Source organism: Pedococcus sp. P2_D9, from assembly GCF_056404275.1.
On record NZ_JBFUEI010000001.1, the window covers coordinates 526,070 to 544,125 of the forward strand.

15 protein-coding genes, 1 pseudogene and 1 riboswitch are annotated in these 18,056 nt (G+C 69.7%); of the genes and pseudogenes, 8 read left to right on the forward strand and 8 right to left on the reverse strand.

The annotated features are described in order from the left end of the window. Positions 1 to 51: 51 nt before the first annotated feature. Both AC1DXJ_RS02515 and AC1DXJ_RS02520 read left to right on the forward strand, forming a co-directional pair. Positions 52 to 477, forward strand: a complete 426-nt coding sequence (locus AC1DXJ_RS02515) for an OsmC family protein (protein WP_477613060.1) — start codon at positions 52 to 54, stop codon at positions 475 to 477. 39 nt (positions 478 to 516) lie between these two features. Continuing rightward, positions 517 to 1,428: pseudogene (locus tag AC1DXJ_RS02520) on the forward strand (CorA family divalent cation transporter); the annotation flags it as partial. 96 nt (positions 1,429 to 1,524) lie between these two features. Here AC1DXJ_RS02520 and AC1DXJ_RS02525 read toward each other — a convergent pair. Next, positions 1,525 to 2,580, reverse strand: coding sequence for a ribonucleotide-diphosphate reductase subunit beta (locus AC1DXJ_RS02525; protein WP_477636291.1), 1,056 nt, complete (start codon positions 2,578 to 2,580; stop codon positions 1,525 to 1,527). Beyond that, the gene (locus AC1DXJ_RS02530) at positions 2,577 to 5,006 is read right to left on the reverse strand and encodes a ribonucleoside-diphosphate reductase subunit alpha (protein WP_477632205.1); all 2,430 of its coding nucleotides are present in this window, start codon (positions 5,004 to 5,006) and stop codon (positions 2,577 to 2,579) included. The genes AC1DXJ_RS02525 and AC1DXJ_RS02530 overlap by 4 nt, the downstream gene beginning before the upstream one ends. 139 nt (positions 5,007 to 5,145) lie before the next feature. Beyond that, positions 5,146 to 5,387, reverse strand: a riboswitch (cobalamin riboswitch). A 67-nt stretch (positions 5,388 to 5,454) separates the two neighbouring features. Between AC1DXJ_RS02530 and AC1DXJ_RS02535 the strand changes: the two genes are divergently transcribed. From AC1DXJ_RS02535 to AC1DXJ_RS02550, 4 genes are all read left to right on the forward strand, one after another. Continuing rightward, entirely contained in the window at positions 5,455 to 6,615 is a 1,161-nt protein-coding gene (locus AC1DXJ_RS02535; protein WP_477632206.1) for a DUF4185 domain-containing protein, read from the forward strand. Positions 6,616 to 6,697: 82 nt separating this feature from the next. Continuing rightward, a complete protein-coding gene (locus AC1DXJ_RS02540; RefSeq protein ID WP_477632207.1) occupies positions 6,698 to 7,600 on the forward strand; it encodes an ATP-binding cassette domain-containing protein in 903 nt (300 codons plus the stop codon). Further along, entirely contained in the window at positions 7,597 to 8,418 is an 822-nt protein-coding gene (locus tag AC1DXJ_RS02545; RefSeq protein WP_477632208.1) for an ABC transporter permease, read from the forward strand. The genes AC1DXJ_RS02540 and AC1DXJ_RS02545 overlap by 4 nt, the downstream gene beginning before the upstream one ends. A gap of 140 nt (positions 8,419 to 8,558) precedes the next feature. Continuing rightward, positions 8,559 to 8,996, forward strand: coding sequence for an SRPBCC family protein (locus AC1DXJ_RS02550; RefSeq protein ID WP_477632209.1), 438 nt, complete (start codon positions 8,559 to 8,561; stop codon positions 8,994 to 8,996). 19 nt (positions 8,997 to 9,015) lie between these two features. Here the strand turns inward: AC1DXJ_RS02550 and AC1DXJ_RS02555 are convergent, their stop codons facing one another. After that, complete coding sequence (locus AC1DXJ_RS02555; protein WP_477632210.1) at positions 9,016 to 9,420, reverse strand: hypothetical protein; 405 nt, start codon at positions 9,418 to 9,420, stop codon at positions 9,016 to 9,018. Positions 9,421 to 9,606: 186 nt separating this feature from the next. Here AC1DXJ_RS02555 and AC1DXJ_RS02560 point away from each other — a divergent pair, with 186 nt between their 5' ends. Beyond that, the gene (locus tag AC1DXJ_RS02560) at positions 9,607 to 10,020 is read left to right on the forward strand and encodes a nuclear transport factor 2 family protein (RefSeq protein WP_477632211.1); all 414 of its coding nucleotides are present in this window, start codon (positions 9,607 to 9,609) and stop codon (positions 10,018 to 10,020) included. An 18-nt stretch (positions 10,021 to 10,038) separates the two neighbouring features. Here the strand turns inward: AC1DXJ_RS02560 and AC1DXJ_RS02565 are convergent, their stop codons facing one another. The 5 genes from AC1DXJ_RS02565 to AC1DXJ_RS02585 all read right to left on the reverse strand — a co-directional run bounded on the left by AC1DXJ_RS02565 (position 10,039) and on the right by AC1DXJ_RS02585 (position 15,697). After that, positions 10,039 to 12,297 carry a xanthine dehydrogenase family protein molybdopterin-binding subunit gene (locus AC1DXJ_RS02565; protein ID WP_477636292.1) on the reverse strand — a complete coding sequence of 753 codons (2,259 nt, stop codon included), beginning with the start codon at positions 12,295 to 12,297 and terminating at the stop codon, positions 10,039 to 10,041. Continuing rightward, positions 12,294 to 13,289: an FAD binding domain-containing protein gene (locus tag AC1DXJ_RS02570; RefSeq protein WP_477632213.1), complete on the reverse strand. Its 996-nt coding sequence runs from the start codon at positions 13,287 to 13,289 to the stop codon at positions 12,294 to 12,296. The genes AC1DXJ_RS02565 and AC1DXJ_RS02570 overlap by 4 nt, the downstream gene beginning before the upstream one ends. Continuing rightward, on the reverse strand, positions 13,286 to 13,825 hold the full coding sequence (locus AC1DXJ_RS02575; protein ID WP_477636293.1) for a 2Fe-2S iron-sulfur cluster-binding protein: 540 nt from the start codon (positions 13,823 to 13,825) through the stop codon (positions 13,286 to 13,288). Before AC1DXJ_RS02575 ends, AC1DXJ_RS02570 begins: the two co-directional genes overlap by 4 nt. Before the next feature lie 67 nt (positions 13,826 to 13,892). Further along, entirely contained in the window at positions 13,893 to 15,179 is a 1,287-nt protein-coding gene (locus AC1DXJ_RS02580) for an NHL repeat-containing protein (RefSeq protein ID WP_477636294.1), read from the reverse strand. Next, positions 15,176 to 15,697, reverse strand: a complete 522-nt coding sequence (locus AC1DXJ_RS02585) for a SigE family RNA polymerase sigma factor (protein ID WP_477632216.1) — start codon at positions 15,695 to 15,697, stop codon at positions 15,176 to 15,178. Before AC1DXJ_RS02585 ends, AC1DXJ_RS02580 begins: the two co-directional genes overlap by 4 nt. A 261-nt stretch (positions 15,698 to 15,958) precedes the next feature. Between AC1DXJ_RS02585 and AC1DXJ_RS02590 the strand changes: the two genes are divergently transcribed. Then, the gene (locus tag AC1DXJ_RS02590; protein ID WP_477632217.1) at positions 15,959 to 18,052 is read left to right on the forward strand and encodes an ATP-binding protein; all 2,094 of its coding nucleotides are present in this window, start codon (positions 15,959 to 15,961) and stop codon (positions 18,050 to 18,052) included. The last annotated feature ends 4 nt before the right edge of the window (positions 18,053 to 18,056 follow it).

The following is an 18,056-nucleotide window of genomic DNA, read 5'->3' on the forward strand; positions in this document are numbered from 1 at the left end:
CGCCTAGATTGGGCAGGTAGTCGTCCCACGTCCGCTCAGCAAGGAGTGCCCATGGCCACCACCCGCACCGCGTCCGCCCACTGGGAAGGCTCACTCATGGAGGGCTCGGGCCAGGTCGAGCTCCAGTCCTCCGGGATCGGGACGTATGCCGTGTCATGGCCCTCCCGCGCCGAGGAGGCGAACGGCAAGACGAGCCCCGAGGAGCTCATCGCCGCCGCGCACTCGACGTGCTTCTCGATGGCCCTGTCCAACGTGCTCGCCAAGGGTGGCAACCCCCCGACGTCGCTGGACACCACGGCCACCGTGACGTTCCAGCCGGGCACCGGCATCACCGGGAGCGCGCTGTCGGTCGTCGGGAACGTCCCCGGCATCACCGCCGAGCAGTTCGAGGAGGCGGCCCAGGACGCCAAGGCCAACTGCCCGGTGAGCCAGGCCCTCAAGATCCCGATCACCCTGGAGACGAGCTTCACCGGCTGAGGCCGGACGCTCGCCAGCCACGGGTCGAGACACACCACCATGATCGGCACCTGCTGGGTGTCGGAGGCCGGGCTCGAGGAGCACGACGTCGCCCAGGTCGACGCCCTGCTGCAGCGCGACGACGGGTTCGTCTGGGTGGACGTCCCCGAGTTCGACGACGCCGCGGAGGCGGTGCTGCGCGAGCGGTTCCATGCGCACCCCATGGTCGTGAAGGCCTGTCGTGAGCGGAACTTCGTCCCCTCCGTGCACGGCTACGAGGAGCACACCTTCGTCATCGTGCACACGCCCCTGGCCGGCGAGGGCGGGCACGTGCACATGCTCGAGCTCGACCAGCTGGTCGGCACCCGCTACCTCGTGACCGTGCACGGTCCGCGCAATCCCGCGGTCTCCCTGTTCGACGCCACCGAGGAGACCAGGACCGTCCGGGAACGCATCGAGGCCGGACGGTTCCGCCCCAGGACCCCGAGCGAGCTGTCCTATGCAATCGGGTCTGCGGTGGCCCGTCGGCAGAGCGCGGCGGTCAAGTCTGTCGCAGGCCGGCTCCCGGCCCTGGAGATGCGGGTGATGGGTTCGGACTTCCACCAGCCCGAGGAGCTGCTCGAGGAGCTGTTCCTGCTGCGCCACGAGCTGCTCATCTCCCGAACCCAGGCTGGGCAGGCCCACGAGGTCTACGGGCGGCTGGCCTCGCTCGAGCGGTTCGCCAGCGACGAGTCACGGCGGCACGCCCGCGACCTGTCCGAGCAGTTCGACCGGGTCCGCAGCCTCGCTGACGGTGAGAGCCAGTTCCTGTTCGGCGTGATCGAGCTCTACCAGACCCGGGTCACGACCAAGATGACCGTCGCGATGGAACGCCTCGCGGTCATCGCGGCGATCACCTTGCCCGTCACCGCCATCGCGTCGGTCTACGGCATGAACGTCATCGTCAACAACCAGACCCACTGGACGCAGCTGATCATCGTCCTCGTGGTGATGGCCTCGATCAGCCTGTGGCTGCTGCGCTGGGCCCGCCGCCAGGGCTGGTGGTGWGCCAGCCCTGGCGGCCCCCTCCTAGAACTCCTCGTTGAAGGCGACCGAGCCGGACACCCCGACCTGGTAGGCCGAGACGCGACGCTCGAAGAAGTTCGACAGCTCCTGGACGTCCTGCAGCTCCATGAACGCCAGCGGGTTCTTCGAGCCGTACTCCGGGTCGAGCCCGAGCTGTTCGAGCCGCCGGTCGGCGACCGACTCGAGGTAGGTGCGCATGTCGGTGACGGACAGGCCGGCCACGCCTCCACCGAGCAGGTCCTCGGCGAACTGCGCCTCGGCGTCGACGGCGTCGCGCATCATCGCCCGCACCTGTGCGGCGAGGTCGTCGTCGAAGAGGTCCGGCTCCTCGCGCCGCACCGTCTCGACGACGTCGAACGCGAACGCCATGTGCATCGACTCGTCGCGGAACACCCAGTTGGTGCCGCTCGCCAGCCCGTTGAGCAGGCCGCGCGACCGCAGGAAGTAGACGTAGGCGAAGGCGCCGTAGAAGAACAGCCCCTCGATGCAGGCGGCGAAGCAGATCACGTTGAGCAGGAAGGCCCGTCGGTGCTCCCTGGTCTCCAGCTTGTCGAGGTCGAACACCGAGTCGATCCAGCGGAAGCAGAAGTCGGCCTTGTCCTTGATGGACGGGATGTTGTCGACCGCGGCGAAGGCCTCCTGGCGCTGCTGCTCGTTGGGCACGTAGGTGTCGAGCAGGGTCAGGTAGAACTGCACGTGCACGGCTTCCTCGAACAGCTGGCGGCTGAGGTAGAGCCGCCCCTCGGGGGAGTTGATGTGCTGGTAGAGGTTGAGCACCAGGTTGTTGGCCACGATCGTGTCGCCGGTGGCGAAGAACGCCACCAGCCGCCCTACGAGGTGTCGCTCGGCGTCGGTGAGGCGCTGGAGGTCCTTGAGGTCCGTGTGCAGGTCGACCTCCTCGACGGTCCAGGTGTTCTTGATGGCGTCGCGGTAGCGCTCGTAGAAGTGCGGGTAGCGCATCGGCCGCAACGTCAGGTTCATCCCCGGGTCGAGGAGCATCCGCGTGGCCGAGTGGTCGGTCGCGACGGTCGTGTCGGTGGTGGTCTGGTCGATGCTCACTGGCAGGCCTCGCAGCTCTCGGGGTTCTCGAGGGAGCACGCGACGGCTTCCTCGTCGGGGACGGTCGGGATGGGCGCGGCGACGGAGATGGTCGCCTGCTGGATGCGGGTGGCTGGGCGGGACCGCAGGTAGTAGGTCGTCTTCAGGCCGGCCTTCCACGCGTAGAGGTACATCGAGCTCAGCTTCCCGATCGTCGGCGAGGCGAGGAACAGGTTGAGCGACTGGCTCTGGTCGATGTAGGGCTGGCGGGCAGCCGCGATGTCGATGAGGGACTTCTGAGGCAGCTCCCACGCGGTGCGGAACAACAGCCGTACGTCTGCAGGGATCGACGTGATGCCCTGGACCGAGCCGTCACTGCGCTTGATCGCCTCGCGCACCTCGGGGGTCCAGAGCCCGCGTGCCTTGAGCTCGCGCACGAGGGCGGTGTTGACCTGGAGGAACTCCCCCGAGAGTGTCTCGCGCTTGAACAGGTTGGACACCTGTGGCTCGATGCACTCGTAGGCGCCCGCGATCGAGGCGATGGTTGCCGTGGGCGCGATGGCGATGAGCAGCGAGTTGCGAAGTCCATTCTCCTTGATGGCGTTCCGCACCGACTCCCAGCGCCGGGTCTGAGTCGGCGTGACACCCCAGAGGTCGGGTTGCAGATCACCGCGCGCCGCGCGCGTCTGCTGGTATGCCGGGTGCGGGCCGTGCTCGCCCGCCAGCTCCGCGGACTGCTCCAGTGCCGACAGGTAGACCTCCTCCGCTATGCGGGTGGACAGCTCCTGCGCCTCGGACGAGTCGAACGGCAGCCGCAACGCGAACAGCACGTCCTGCAGGCCCATGACGCCCAGGCCCACGGGCCGCCATCTCGGGTTGGACGCCGCGGACTCGGCGGACGGGTAGTAGTTGATGTCGATGACGCGGTCCAGGTAGGTCACGGCCGTCCGCACGGTCGCCCGCAGCTTGTCCCAGTCCATTGCGTCGCGACCACCGGTCAGGTGCTGGGCCAGGTTGACCGAACCCAGGTTGCACACGGCCGTCTCGTCGTTGCTGGAGACCTCGATGATCTCGGTGCACAGGTTGGAGAGGTGGACGACCGGCGCGCCGGGCACCTGGTCGTCGCTGGTCTGGTTGCACGTCCGGTTGCTGGCGTCCTTGAAGGTCATCCAGCCGTTACCGGTCTGGGCCAGGGTCCGCATCATCTTGCCGTAGAGCTCGCGAGCGCTGACCTGGCGCACGAAGCGTCCGTCGCGCTCCGCCGCGGCATACACAGCCTCGAAGGCCGGACCCCACAGGTCCGGGAGTTCGGGCACCTCGTTCGGGTCGATCAGGCTCCACTGCTCGTCGGCCTCGACGCGGCGCATGAACTCGTCCGGGACCCAGTTGGCCAGGTTGAGGTTGTGCGCTCGGCGGGCGTCCTCGCCGGTGTTGTCGCGCAGCTCGAGGAACTCCTCGATGTCGGGGTGCCACGGCTCGAGGTAGACGCACGCGGCTCCCTTGCGGCGACCGCCCTGGTTGACCGCGGAGACCGACGAGTCGAGGGTGCGCAGCCACGGGACGATGCCGTTGGAGTGACCGTTGGTGCCACGGATCAGCGCCCCACGGGACCGCACCCGCGACCACGAGATCCCAATGCCACCAGCGAACTTGGACAGCTTGGCGACCTGGGTGTAACGGTCGTAGATCGACTCCAGCTCGTCCTGGGGCGAGTCGACGAGGTAGCAGGAGGACATCTGGGTGTGCCGCGTGCCGGAGTTGAACAGGGTGGGAGAGCTGGGCAGGTAGGCCAGCGAGGCCATCAGCTGGTAGAAGGCGATCGCTTCCTGAGGTGTGTGCGACAGGCCGCAGGCCACCCGGAGCAGGAAGTACTGGGGGGTCTCGATGACCAACCGGGTGTCGGGGTGGCGCAGCAGGTAGCGGTCGTAGACGGTGCGCAGCCCGAAGTACTCGAACCGCCGGTCGTTGGACACGTCGACGGCGTGGTCGAGCTTGCGCGCGTTGGCCTCGACGAAGGCAGCGGTCTCGTCACCGATCAGTCCCTCGAGGTGCCCGAGGCGGACGGCCTGGCTGAACGACGCGATCTGCTGCCCGCGGACCTCCTTGTCGATGTAGTTCGACAACAACCGGGCTGCGAGCCGGGAGTACTCCGGCTCGGCCGCGGTCATCTCTGCCGCCGTCTGGATGGACAGTCGGTCGAGCTCGGCGGTGGTGGCTCCGTCGTAGAGGCCGCTGATGGTCCGGGTGGCGATCGCCATGGGGTCGACCTCGGCGAGGTCGTCGCACCACCGCTCCACGGCGCGGACGATCTTCATCACGTCGACGGGTTCGGCGTCGCCGTTGCGCTTGCGCACGGCCATCGTCGCGCGTCGGGCGGTCGTCGCTTCGGCGGCCTCAGGGGGGTGGACGACGTCACTGTCGACCACGTCGGTGCTGGTGTCGGTCACTGCTCTCTCCTCGCGAGCGAATCGGTGCCGCGGACGCGAGGAGGAGACGACAACGCAGCCACGCGCGTCGCCGAGGGCGACGGGGTGCGGTGCTGCGCATGTCGTGTGACCCGCCCTCGAGGCCACGACTCACCGCGCACGGTGTGCACGGTCGCTGGCAGGTCTTCGGACTCGCGGACGTGTCGTGCCGGCGACCCGGATCTGGTGGGTCGCCGACTCGGTTCCTACTGGCCGTCGCTTCCCACCCGCGTGTGCGAGCAGTGCTTGATGACGGCGGTCGTTTCCGCTTACCGCTGCGGGGCAGTCCCGGAATCTCACCGGGTTCCCTCTTGCCCCGAAGACCGATTGCGCGGCCTTCGGACCAGCGAGAGACACCATATGCGGGTGGTTGGCCCAAAGCGCGGCACCACATGTTGGGTCGGCGTGTCGCTTCCCTAGGATTGCCTGCATGCGGCGCGCCATCCCCTTCGCGGCCAGCGCGGCAATCGTCCTCCTTGCCCTGGTGGGGTGCTCCGCCCCTTCACCAAGCGGTGCGCCGGCACCGCCTGCCGGCACCCCGGCATACCCCCGACTCACCCCGACCTGCCCGGTGGCGACCTCCACAGGGAGGCCGCCCACGGTGACGGTCGGCCAGCTCAACCGGATCGTCGCGGGCCTCGACCTGCCGTTGTGGCAGGCCGGCGACATCGGCGCCAGTGCCCGACTTCCCGATGAGCGGATCGTGTGGGTCTTCGGCGACACAGTGCGCCGCGAAGGGATCTCCCCGCGGATCGTGGCCAACTCCATGCTGGTCACGAGCGGACTGTGCACGTCCCAGGTCGAGACCTCAGCGCGGGGACCGGCGATCCCCGACCGCGCCGATGGCGTCGTCCACTGGCCGATGTCGGTGGTGTCGCTGTCGAGGCCGGACGGTGACTTCCTCGTCGTCACCACCGCACGCATCCGTCGTGGCGTTGCGGGAAGCTTCGACTTCACGTACCTCGGCAGCAGCGCAACGGTTTTCGAGGTGCCCACCGGTGGGGCCCCGCAGCTGCGGCACCAGCTGGACATCACCCCCGACAGCCCCGCGCCCGACCAGGTCAACTGGGGCTCGGCGATGACCGTGAGTGGTGACTGGCTCTACGTCTACGGCACCCGGCTCCCCACTCGCCACTCCTTCGGACGAGCGCTGTATGCCGCCCGCGCACCGGTGGCTGCCGCGCGTGACCGCTCCACGTGGCAGTTCTGGGACGGCGCGGCCTGGGTGTCGGAACAGGATCGCGCTGCGGTGGTCCTCGCGGCCGAGGGCGGGGTCTCCCAGACCTTGTCGGTCGACGCCGTCGACGGCCACTTCGTCATCGTCTCCAAGCGGGACGGCGACCTCGGCAACACGGTCTACGCGTGGTCGTCGGAGTCGCCCGTCGGCCCCTGGGCCGCTCAGCGTGGGACGAGGGCGGAGTTCCAGGACCCGTCGGGACAGCTCAAGTACGCGCCGCTCGCCCACCCCGGGATCGCGCTGGCCGACGGACGACTGCTCATCTCGATCTCGCGCAACACCACCGACTTCGGCCGGCTGCTCGAGGACCCGACCCTCGGACGGCCGGTGTTCGCCGAGATCGACCGCCCCTGAGGAGGAATCAGGGTCGCCTCAGGGTGAGCATGGGGTCTGTCCCCGATGTGTCCACGTGGCTGTCAGCGCCACGATTCTCGGCATGATCACTGTCGAATCACTCACGAAGACCTACGGACGTGGACTGACCGCCGTCAACGACGTCTCGTTCTCCGCGGCCACGGGCCGCGTCACCGGCTTCCTCGGCCCCAACGGCGCAGGCAAGTCGACCACCATGCGAATCATCGTCGGCCTCACCCCGGCCACCTCCGGTACCGCCACCGTCGATGGACAGCGGTTCACCGACCTGCCCAACCCGGGCCGCGAGGTGGGAGTCCTGCTGGACGCCTCCGCACAGCACGCCGGCCGCACCGGACGCGAGATCCTCACGCTCGCCCAGCGGACGATGGGCCTGCCCCGGGCGCGGGTCCAGGAGATGCTCGAGCTCGTCAGCCTCACCGACAACGAGGCCGACCGGCGCGTCCGCGACTACTCCCTGGGGATGCGCCAGCGCCTCGGCATCGGGACCGCCCTCCTGGGCGACCCGCACGTCCTCATCCTCGACGAGCCCGCCAACGGCCTCGACCCGGCCGGGATCCGATGGATGCGTGACCTGCTGCGAGGGTTCGCCGACCAGGGCGGCACCGTCCTGCTCTCCTCCCACCTCCTCCACGAGATCGAGGTCATCGCCGACGACCTCGTGGTCATCGGCAACGGACGGATCGTGGCCCAGGGCACCAAGTCCGACCTGCTCGCATCGGCCGGCACCGTGGTCCGGGCACGCGACGCCGCCGCGCTGGCGCGGGCCATGGCGGATGCCGGCCTGGCCGTCACGCCCCACCCAGACGGCAGCGTGCACACCGACGCCGCACCCGACCAGGTCGGCGAGATCGCGCTCGCCGCACGCCTGGTCCTCACCGAGCTCCGTACCGCCGACGGGGCCGGGCTCGAGGAGATGTTCCTCGAGCTCACGACAGACACCCAGCGCGAAGGAGCAGCAGCATGACCACCACCGTCCTGCGGACCCCGACCTCCCAGTCGGCCGCCCCCGCCCCCCGCACGCGCACAGCAGCCGCGCGGATCCCGCTGACCCGCATCGTCGGGGTCGAGCTGCGCAAGATGTTCGACACCCGCTCGGGCTTCTGGCTGATGGCCAGCATCGTCATCACCAGCGTGCTCGCCACGGCCGCCATCATCGTGTTCGCTCCCGACGACCAGCTCACCTACGACAACTTCGCGGCAGCGATCGGAGCGCCGATGACCGTGATCCTGCCCATGATCGGGATCCTCGCGGTGACGAGCGAGTGGAGCCAGCGCAGCGGGCTGACGACCTTCACCCTCGTGCCGCACCGCGGTCGGGTGCTCAGGGCCAAGTTCCTCGCAGCCATCACGGTGGGTGTCGCGTCGATGTTCGTCGCCCTCGTCGTCGGCGTGCTCGGCACGGTCGTCGGGAGTGCCATCGCCGGCGTGGACCCGGTCTGGAACGTCTCCGTGGGCCACTTCGCGACGATCGTCCTGGGCAGCGTCCTCGGAATGGTCTTCGGCTTCATGCTCGGCCTGCTCATCCGCAACTCCCCTGGCGCGATCGTCACGTACTTCGTCTACACCCTCGTCCTGCCGCCGCTGCTCGGTCTGCTGGCGGCGAACCAGAAGTGGTTCGCCGACCTGCAACCGTGGGCCGACTTCAACTACTCGCAGATGCCCCTCTTCGACGGCAACCTCTCCAGCCAGCAGTGGCAGCACCTCGCAGTCTCCGGTGGCCTGTGGTTGCTCCTGCCCATGGTCATCGGGCTGCTGATCGTCCGCCGCGCCGAGGTCAAGTGACGTCAGGCGCATCGGAGCAGGGCTCCGCCGCCCCACCACCGGGTCAACCGGTCGGTAGGGCGGCGGAGCTTCGTGCTCGGATGGCGGATGATGGTTCACCGAGGCCCGCAAGTTCCCACGAGAAAAGGAGAGCACTGCGCATGGCGACCACCAGGTTCACCGTCCACACCAGCTTGTCGCCGACCGCGGTCATGGCCGTGATCACCGACTTCGGCCCGGACCGGTCCCGGTGGTGGCCGAACGTCGACGAGGCCCACTTCACGGTCCACGCACAGGGTCCGGACTGGGCTGAGGTGACCGAGGGCACCGGCATGGGCTGGGAGCGCGAACGCTACTCGTGGAACGCCTCCTCCGGCGTCGTCACCATCGACACCCTGGAGTCGAACCTGTGGGGACCGGGCAGCGGTTGGCGGTACGAGCTGGTGCCCTCGGCCGGGGGCACCGACCTGCACGTCTCGCTCACGCGGCTGCCCAACTCGTTCAGGGGCAAGCTCGTCGCCGCCCTGATCCCCATCGCCGGGCCACGAGCGCTGGGGAAGCAGTTCGAGTCGGTCCTGCGCAAGGCAGAGAGCCGCTGAAGGCCGTCTGTCCCCCTGATCAGGGGGCGCGATGCCAGACGATCCCGAAGGCGTCGGTGAGGGTGCCCGCGCCTCCGTCGTAGTGGAACTCGATGGTCAGACGTTCCCTCACCACGTTGCCTCCCGGTAGGCAGACGAGGGAGGCGACCATCACCACATCGCTGCCGTCCGTGTAGCCGGGGCCGGACAGCCGGGCTGGGTTGCCGCCGCAGGCGTTGGTGGCGGCATCGTCGACGTAGGTCATCGCGTAGACAGTGCGCCCTGAGCCCCTGATGTCCAGCGTCTGGGTGCTGCCGTCGGCGTCGATCGAGGTCCACCTGCCAGCCAGCGGTCCACTCGCGGCCGATGCGGCGACCGGAGTGAGGACTGCGCAGGTGGCCGCGAGGATCAGACTGGCCGCTATCGAGCGAGTTGCACGATTCATGTGGATTCCCTTCCGTCGCAGCGAATTGTGCGTGAGTCGATGCTGGCGCCGAGGGCTGGTGGACGGCAATGGCCCGGTTGGGTCACGCCCGGGGACTAGGCATGCCTGTGTGTCCGCAGCTCGCGAGGGGGCGCCGTCGCTGGCAGGTGCTGTCGGTGCGCGGATGACAGGGCTAACGTCAGCGTCATGAGGATCCTGGAGCGCCTCACGGAGGCACAGAACGCCCACGACGCACAGCGCATGGCGTCCCACTTCTCCGCCGACTACGACAGCTCCCAGCCCGTCCACCCCGGCCGTGCCTTCAAGGGAAGCGCCCAGGTCCTGGCCAACTGGACCGCGGTGTTCGAGGGCGTCCCCGACTTCCACGCCGAGCTGCTTGCCTCGTCAGTGGACGGGGACACCGAGTGGGGTGAGTTCGACTGGCAGGGTCAGCACCCCGACGGCTCGCCCTTTGCCATGCGCGGGGTCATCATCGTGACGGTGCGCGACGACCTGATCGCCGGCGCCAGGTTGTACATGGAGCCGGTGGACCGCACTGACCAGGACATCGAGGCGGCGGTCGAGGAGCTGTCCAGGCCGCCCTCCTCCTCGTCCCGTTGAGCGCCCCGCCACGGGCAGTCAGCCGACGATGCGATCCAGCGTCAGGGGCAGGTCGGTGACGCGCCGCCCCGTGGCGTGGCGGACGGCGTTGGCGACGGCTGCACCGACCCCGACGATGCCCACCTCGCCCGCCCCGAGGATGCCCAAGGGCATCTGGGGGTCCGGGTCGTCGAGGGTGTGCACGTCCAGGAAGGGGACATCCGCGTGCACAGGCACGTGGTACTCGGCGAGGCTCGGGTTCATGATCCGCGCGCTCCGCGTGTCGATCAGTGTCTCCTCCCCCATCGCGAGGCCCAGACCCATGACGATCCCGCCGCGCAGCTGGCTGTGGGTCGTCTTGGGGTTGACCACCCGACCCACGTCGAAGACGCTGACCCACCGACGGATTCGCAGCTCACCGGTGTCGGCGTCCACCCTGACCTCGCAGAAGTGCGCCCCCGTGGCGGCCTTCATCCACCGCCTGCTGTCCATCACCAGCTTGGAGAGGAACCGCACTTGGCCCCACATGGCTTTCGGTCCGGAGTCAGCACCCACCTGCACTGTGAGCGAACGCTCGCCCGCGCGGGTCAGGACCTCGGCAGGGTCGGAACCGTCCGGCATACCTGCCTTGGACGCCAGGGCGTCCAGCCTCTTGCGCATGGCGTGGCACGCCTTCTCGATGGAGCCGGCCAGGCTCGCGGTCTGGCCCGAGCCCCCCGCTCCCGGCCCCATGGGGAGGTCGGAGTCGCCGTAGAGCGCGTTCACCCGCTCCAACGGCACCCCCAGGCAGTCGGCGACCATCTGGCCCACGACAGTGGCCGTGCCCATGCCCATCTCGTGGAAGGCGCAGGCGAGCGTGGCGCTGCCGGTCGCATCAACGGTGAGCTGGACGTTGGCCACGAACTCCCACGACGGGTGGATGGCGGCGGCCACCCCCCAGCCGACGAGGTCCTTGCCGTCGCGCGTGCCCGGCGCCGGCCGATCGGCCCACCCGAACAGGTCCCGTCCCTGCTCGAGCGTCTGCGCGAGCCTGCGGTGGGAGTAGCGCGTTCCGTGGACCGGGCTCTTCTCGCCGGGCTGGTTGAGCAGGCGCAGGTCGACCGGGTCCATTCCGAGCTCGATGGCGAGCTCGTCCACGGCGGACTCCACGGCAAAGCTGCCCTGCGCCTCACCGGGGGCACGCATGGCGGTGTTCGTCATGAGGTCGAGCTCGACGACCTTCTGCTCGGCCAGGATCGTCGAGGCGTCGTAGAGGTCGAGGCTGCACGCGACGATCTGGTCTGCTTCACCGCCGACACGACCCTTGCGTGACGTGGCCGAGTGGATGAGGGCCTCCATCTGACCGGCTCGCGAGGCCCCGATCGCCACGCGCTGACGGGTGGGGGTCCGACCACCCACGGTGCGATAGACGCCCTCGCGGGTGAGGGCCAGCCGCACCGGCCGTTCCGCGACCTTGGCGGCCATGCAGGCGATCAACGTCGCGGCCCACACCTTGGACTTGCCGCCGAAACCCCCGCCGACGTACTTCGACACGACGTGGACGTCGCCGGCCGGAATGTCGAACCGCTTGGCCAGGAACTTCTGGGTCCAGTCGATGTTCTGGCAGCCCTCGTAGACGGTGAGCCGTCCGCCGTCCCAGACGGCCGTGGTCGCGTGGGGTTCGAGGGCGTTGTGGTTGTGCTGTGGGGTGGTGAAGGTCAGGTCCACCTTCACCGGCGACGTCGCGTATGCCGCGCGGGCGTCACCGCGCTTGCCTCCCGTCGCGGGCATCACCGGCATCGAGCGGACCCGCGTCGCGGTGGGCAGCTCTGCGTCGAAGTCGGCCGTGGGTGTGATGGTCTGGTACTCCACCTGGACGAGGGACGCGGCGTACTGGGCTGCTTCGAGGGTCTCGGCCACCACGGCGGCGACGGGCTGCCCGTCGACGTGCACCTCGTCGGTGTTGAGGAAGGCGATGGAGCTCCCAGCGGCCATGGTGGAGAGGTCCATCGGGTTCATCCGGCTCGGTGGCGGGGTGAGGCGCGGGGCGTTGTGGTGGGTCAGGACAAGCACCACGCCCGGATGGGCCTCGGCCCGGGCAGTGTCGAGTGACGTGATGCGACCGCGGGCGATGGGCGCGTGGACGAGGACGGCATGGGTCAGGCCCGGCAAGGGGTACTCCGCCGAGAACCGAGCTGTGCCAGTTGCTTTCGCGAGCCCGTCCACCCGGTCGACCGGCCTCCCGATGGCTGGACCGGTCCGTTCGTCGCTCTCCGTCGGCGCTACGGCTTGGGTCGTCCGCTCGGGCGCCAGGGTCATGACGCACCTCCTTCGTCGCGCAGTCGCCGGAGGGTGGCGGTGATCGTACGGACCGCGAGGTCGATCTTGAACTCGGTGCTGGGCGTGCCCACGGCCTGCGCCAGCTCGGCACGGGCCGCGGCCGTGAAGTCCTCGTCCGTGGCGGGTTGCCCGGTCAAATGCTGCTCGAGAGTCGTTGCCCGCCAAGGCTTGTGGGCCACTCCCCCGAGCGCGACGCGCACCTGCGAGACCGTGCCGTCGGTGACCTCGAGGGCGGCGGCCACGGAGACCAGCGCGAACGCGTACGAGGCACGGTCGCGGACCTTGCGGTAGCGGGAGCGGGCCGCCAGTGGCTGCGCCGGGACGGTGACCGCCGTGATCAGCTCGTCTGCCGCAAGGGTGGTGTCCACGTCCGGCGTCTCGCCCGGGAGTCGGTGGAAGTCCTGGATCGGGATCGTCCGGACGCCGGCGCGGCTGGCGACCTCGACCTCCGCGTCGAGCATCACGAGAGCCACAGCCAGGTCGGAGGGATGCACCGCCACGCAGTGCTCGCTGGCCCCGAGGACCGCACCCATCCGGTTGTGACCCCCGGCAGCATCGCAACCGGCACCGCGCTCACGCTTGTTGCACGCGGCGGCGTGGTCGTAGAAATAGAGGCATCGCGTGCGTTGCAGGAGGTTGCCCCCGACAGTCGCCATGTTGCGGATCTGGCCGGAGGCCCCCATGAGAATCGCCTGTGCGAGGACTGGGAAGCGTTGGCGCACAGCCAGGTCGGCGGCGAGATCGGTGTTCCTGACTCCGGCACCGATCCGCAGGCCACCGTCCGCGGTCTCCTTGATCTCGGCGAACGGGAGGCGGGACACGTCGACGAGGACGTCCGGCGTCTCGATGCCCTCACGCATGAGGTCCACCAGGTTGGTGCCACCGCCGAGGAACTTCGCACCAGGCAGGTCGACGATGGCCGCCAGCGCCTCGTCGATGCTTGCCGGCACGGCATACGAGACCGGCTTCATCGGTGACCACCCGCCGTGTTCGCATAGGACTCGATGGCCTCCACGATGCCGTTGTAGGCGCCGCACCGGCACAAGTTGCCGCTCATGCGTTCTCGCACCTCGAGGTTCGAGCGGTCGGGCGGTGAGGCGAGGCGCTCGGAGACCGCGCTCGGCACCCCTTCGTCGAGCTCGCGCAGCATGCCCAGAGCCGAGCAGATCTGACCTGAAGTGCAGTAGCCACACTGGAATCCGTCTGCCCCGACGAACGCACGCTGGAGGTCGTGCGGAGTCTCGGGTGACCCGACGCCCTCGATGCTGGTGACCTCCCGGCCCTCGACCTGGACCGCGAGGGTGAGGCAGGCCAGCACGCGGCGGCCGTCGACGAGCACGGTGCAGACCCCGCAGGCGCCCTGGTTGCAGCCCTTCTTGGTCCCGGGGAGGTCGAGGCGCTCGCGCAGGAGGTCCAGCAGGCTGACCCCCGCATCCACCTCGACCTCGGTCGGCGTTCCGTTGAGGGTGAAGCGGAACTGCGGAGTGGTGCGGGGATGCACTGGCACTGGCGTCTCCCTTCCTTGTCCGGAGACTAACCCAGCCCGAGCGGTCCCGCCGGTGGCCGGCCCGGTCTCAGCGGCGCCACCACGTCGGGTCGAACCGGAGCGGCAGCGGCCCGTCGAGGATGCCGAGGCGCCGAGCCGTCCAGACGCCCAGGCGCCACAGCAGCCAGACCCCCAGCAGGGCCAGCGGGATCGTGATCCACACGACCAGCCTGGCTCGCCACACCGCAGCCTGGTTGACGTGGGGCTTGCCGCTGAAGGCATCGGCCCTCCAGCTCGTCAGCCCGGCAAAGCCCGCCGTGCTCTCGACGGCGGCCGGTCCCCCGACCGGACCCGTGCGCCCTCTCGAGGTGACGAAGAGGACGCCGCGTTGCCAGGTGACCCCGTCCACGGAGTAGCGGGAGTGCAGCGGCACGACAGTGCCACTCGCGGCGAAACCCGTCTCCCGCACTCCGGTGAGGTTCCAGGTGATGACCGAGGAGTCGTAGGAGGCGTTCATCAGCGACGCACCGATCGCCAGGGTGCGGCCGTCCGGCGACACCGCCATCGCCTGGGGCTCGAGGGTCGCCTCGGACGGGTAGGTCAGGCGCCCGACGGCCCGCCACGAGGAGTCGCCGAGGGTCCACGTGTACACGTCGAGGGTCGAGTCGGTCTGCGAGCTGTAGGTCACCATGAGCGTGCGGTCGTCCAGCCAGCCACCAGCCAAGGGGAAGCCGCTCGTGACCTGCTCCAGCGGCGTGTGCGCGGGCACCGGGACCTGGGGCCCCTCGGGGGTGGCGACGACGATGGTCGACGACGAGCCGTAGGCCCGCGCGTAGTGACCCGAGTCCGGCGACCAGGCCGCCCACAGCTGATAGTCGTCAGGGGCACCCGGCTGGGGAACGGGGCGACTCGAGCCCGCCACGAAGTCGTAGACGTCGAGGCCGTCGACCATCCAGCGACCGCTGGGTGACAACGCCGCGTACATCCGGCTCGGTCCGGCACCGGGCACCTTCCACGCCTCACCGAGGGAGTCGATGCCGAAGGCCGTGGTCCCGTCGAGGACGACCGCGGTCATCGGACGATGGGCGCTGAGGACGTTCGGGGCGAAGTAGGGGTGGGCGAGGATCGAGGGGTAGGTGTTCGGGGCGTTCGTCTGCACCGGTCGGGGTGAGGCCGGCACGGGTGGGGCGGACAGCGACGGCCAGGCGACGAAGCTCAGCAGCGCGACGAGGGCTGCAAAGGCGGCGGCGCTGGCGACACGCATCCTGGTCCTGCGGCGGGCGCCCCGGGTCCAGAGCGCGTCGACGGGAGGACCTCCGGCCGACCCGACGTCACGAACCAGATCCGCCATGGCGGTGCCGAGTGGGGTGTTCATCGACGAACCTCCGTCCTGCCAAAGGTGAGTGCGAGCTCCGGAGCGAGGATGCGGAGGCGTTCCAGCGCGTGGCGCGTCTGGGACTTCACGGTGTTGACCGAACAGCCGAGCACCTCGGCCGCCTCGCGCTCGGTCCGGTCTTCGTAGAAGCGCAGAACCAGGACGGCACGCTGCCTCGCGGTCAGGCGAGTCAGCGCCTCCGCGAGCGTGAGGCGGGCGTCGGCGCCTGCGACCCAGTCGCGTGAGGACGAGGCGAGCCGCTCGTTGGCCTCCGCCGGGTCGGGCTGGTGGCGCCGCCACCGCCAGGCGTCCACCGACCGGGTGTACAGGATCCGTCGGACATAGGCCTCCGGCGATCCGGCAGCCGACACGACGGACCAGCGCTGCGCCGCCCTGGCCAACGTCTCCTGAACCAGGTCCTCAGCCGCGTGGGGGTCGCCCGTGAGCAGCGTGGCCGTGCGCAGCAGCGGCACCCAACGGGCTCGCACGAACGCCTCGAAGTCCTCACGTGCGTCCACCTGTTCCGCCTCCCCCGCCGTCGCCGCCCGAGTCCACCCTGCCACCCGACCCCGCCTGTGCTCCGCAGTCCACACTCTTGAGGACGGACGCGCGGGGAGGTCTGGGTGGAACCCCCGACGTGTTGCGGGTCACGGGCCGGGCGCGGTTCCCCACCTGAGCACGCCGACTGCGCAACAATGGGCCATGCCCTCCAGCCGGAAGACCGGCGCCACGAGCACCTCCTGTCGTCGGCCTGCCGCGCCCGAGCTCTGCGGAGCTAGGTGATCCCCTCGTCCTCGTTCCTGCGACGGTGGCCGTTCGCGGTTGCCGTCATGCTGGTCGCCGTCTTCGTGCTGGGGGCGACCGCCGTCCGGTTCGCCCCGCCGGGGTCCTCCGTCGCTGTGTGGTGGCCGGCGGCCGGGCTCGCCGTCGCCTTCCTGCTGGCGACGGGCCCGAACTGGCGACGTGCAGGCATCGTCGTCGGCGGCATGGTGGTGATGAGCGGTGCGGCGAACCTCTACGGCGGGCGGCCACTCCTCGCCGCCACGTGCTTCGGCGTGGCCAACGCCACCGAGGCCGCGGTGGTCTGGTGGGTGATGACGCGCGGAGGGCGCCGCCCTCGCCTCGCCTCACTCGACGACCTGGGCCGACTGTTGATCGCCACCCTGACAGGAGCCGTCCTCTTCGGCGTCCTGGCCGGCCTCATCGTGACGTACACGCTCGACGGCACCTTCCTGCCCACGGCCTACGCCGTTGCGGCCTCCCACTCCGCGGCCGTCCTCATCATGGCGCCACTCGGTGTGGCCGTCTCCACCAGCAGGTCCCAACCCCGCCGGCTGGAGGACCTGCTCCAGGCGGTCACGCTGCTCGCTGTCGTCCTGTGGGTGTTCGCCTCCAAGGACGGGCTTCCGCTCGCCTTCCTCCCACTCCCGGTACTGGTCTGGGGGGCGACCAGACTCCACCTGCGCAGCCTCGCCGTCCAGCTGTTCGCCCTCGGCGTCCTGGTCGTCCTGCTCACCAGCGAGGGGGGCGGACCCTTCGCCGCTGCGGCGCGTTCCGGGATCGTCGAGCCAGAGACGGTGGGCGCCCTGACGCAGGCCTTCCTGATCACCGCCGCCATCACCGGTCTCGCGCTCGCCGTGGCCTCGACCCAGCGCCGTGACGCCCTCGCAGACCTGCACAGCGAGGCGACGTTCACCCAGACCGTGCTCAACTCCGCCGTCGCGACGGCCATCATCGGGACCGACCCCTCGGGCACCATCACGTTGTTCAACCGTGGTGCGACCAACTTGCTCGGCTACCAAGCGGACGAGGTCGTCGGTTCGCTCAACTGGGTCGACCTGCACGACCCGGCAGAAGTGGCGAGGCGTGCGGCCGAGCTCCGCCTCCCGGCCGGTCCGGCCGTCCTCGTCCACGCGCTCGAGGGTACGGACCGCACGGAGACGCGTGACTGGACCTGGATCACCAAGGACGGGCGCCGCATCGTGGTCGACCTGACGACGAGTGCCATCGTCGACCAGGCCGGCACCGCTACGGGCTACCTCGGCGTGGCCGAGGACGTCACCGAACGACGCGTGTCCGCCGACGCGGTGCAGGCAGCGCTGCTGCGCGAGCGCCGCGCGGTCGAGCAGCTCACCGCCCTGGACCGGACCAAGAACGACTTCCTGTCGTCCGTCAGCCACGAGCTGCGGACGCCGCTGGCCAGCGTGCTCGGCTACACCGAGATGTTGGAGGACGGCGCGGTGGGTGAGCTGGCCCCGAAGCAGCTCGACCTGATCTCGCGGATCGACCGCAACGGACGGCGGCTGCTCGCCCTCATCGAGGACCTGCTGCTCAACTCGCGCATCGAGTCAGGGCAGCTCCACCTCGCCCGCCAGCGTTGTGACCTCGTGGAGGTCGTCGACCACGCCTGGGAGTCCGTGGGCGCTCTGACCCAACGGCGAGACCTGGAGCTGTCGCGTGACGTCACAGACCGCCCGGTCCCGTTGCACGGCGACCCGGCCGCCCTCGAGCGGGTCGTCACGAACCTCCTGTCCAACGCCGTGAAGTTCACGCCCGACGGCGGCAGCATCGTGCTCAGGCTCGACACCACCTATGACCGCTTCGGTGACGGCAGGGCGAGGCTGATCGTGGCTGACACGGGCTTCGGCATCTCCGAGAGCGACCAGGGTCAGGTCTTCCGCCGTTTCTTCCGCTCCTCGGACGCCACCGAGCGGGCCGTCCAGGGCACCGGCCTCGGGCTGAGCATCGTGCGTGCCATCGTGGACGGCCACCACGGCACGGTGCACGTGACCTCCAGCGTCGGCGAGGGTTCGGCCTTCACCGTCCTGCTGCCGTTGGCCCGAGCCGCCAGGTCCAACGGGATGGCCGGCTGAGGAG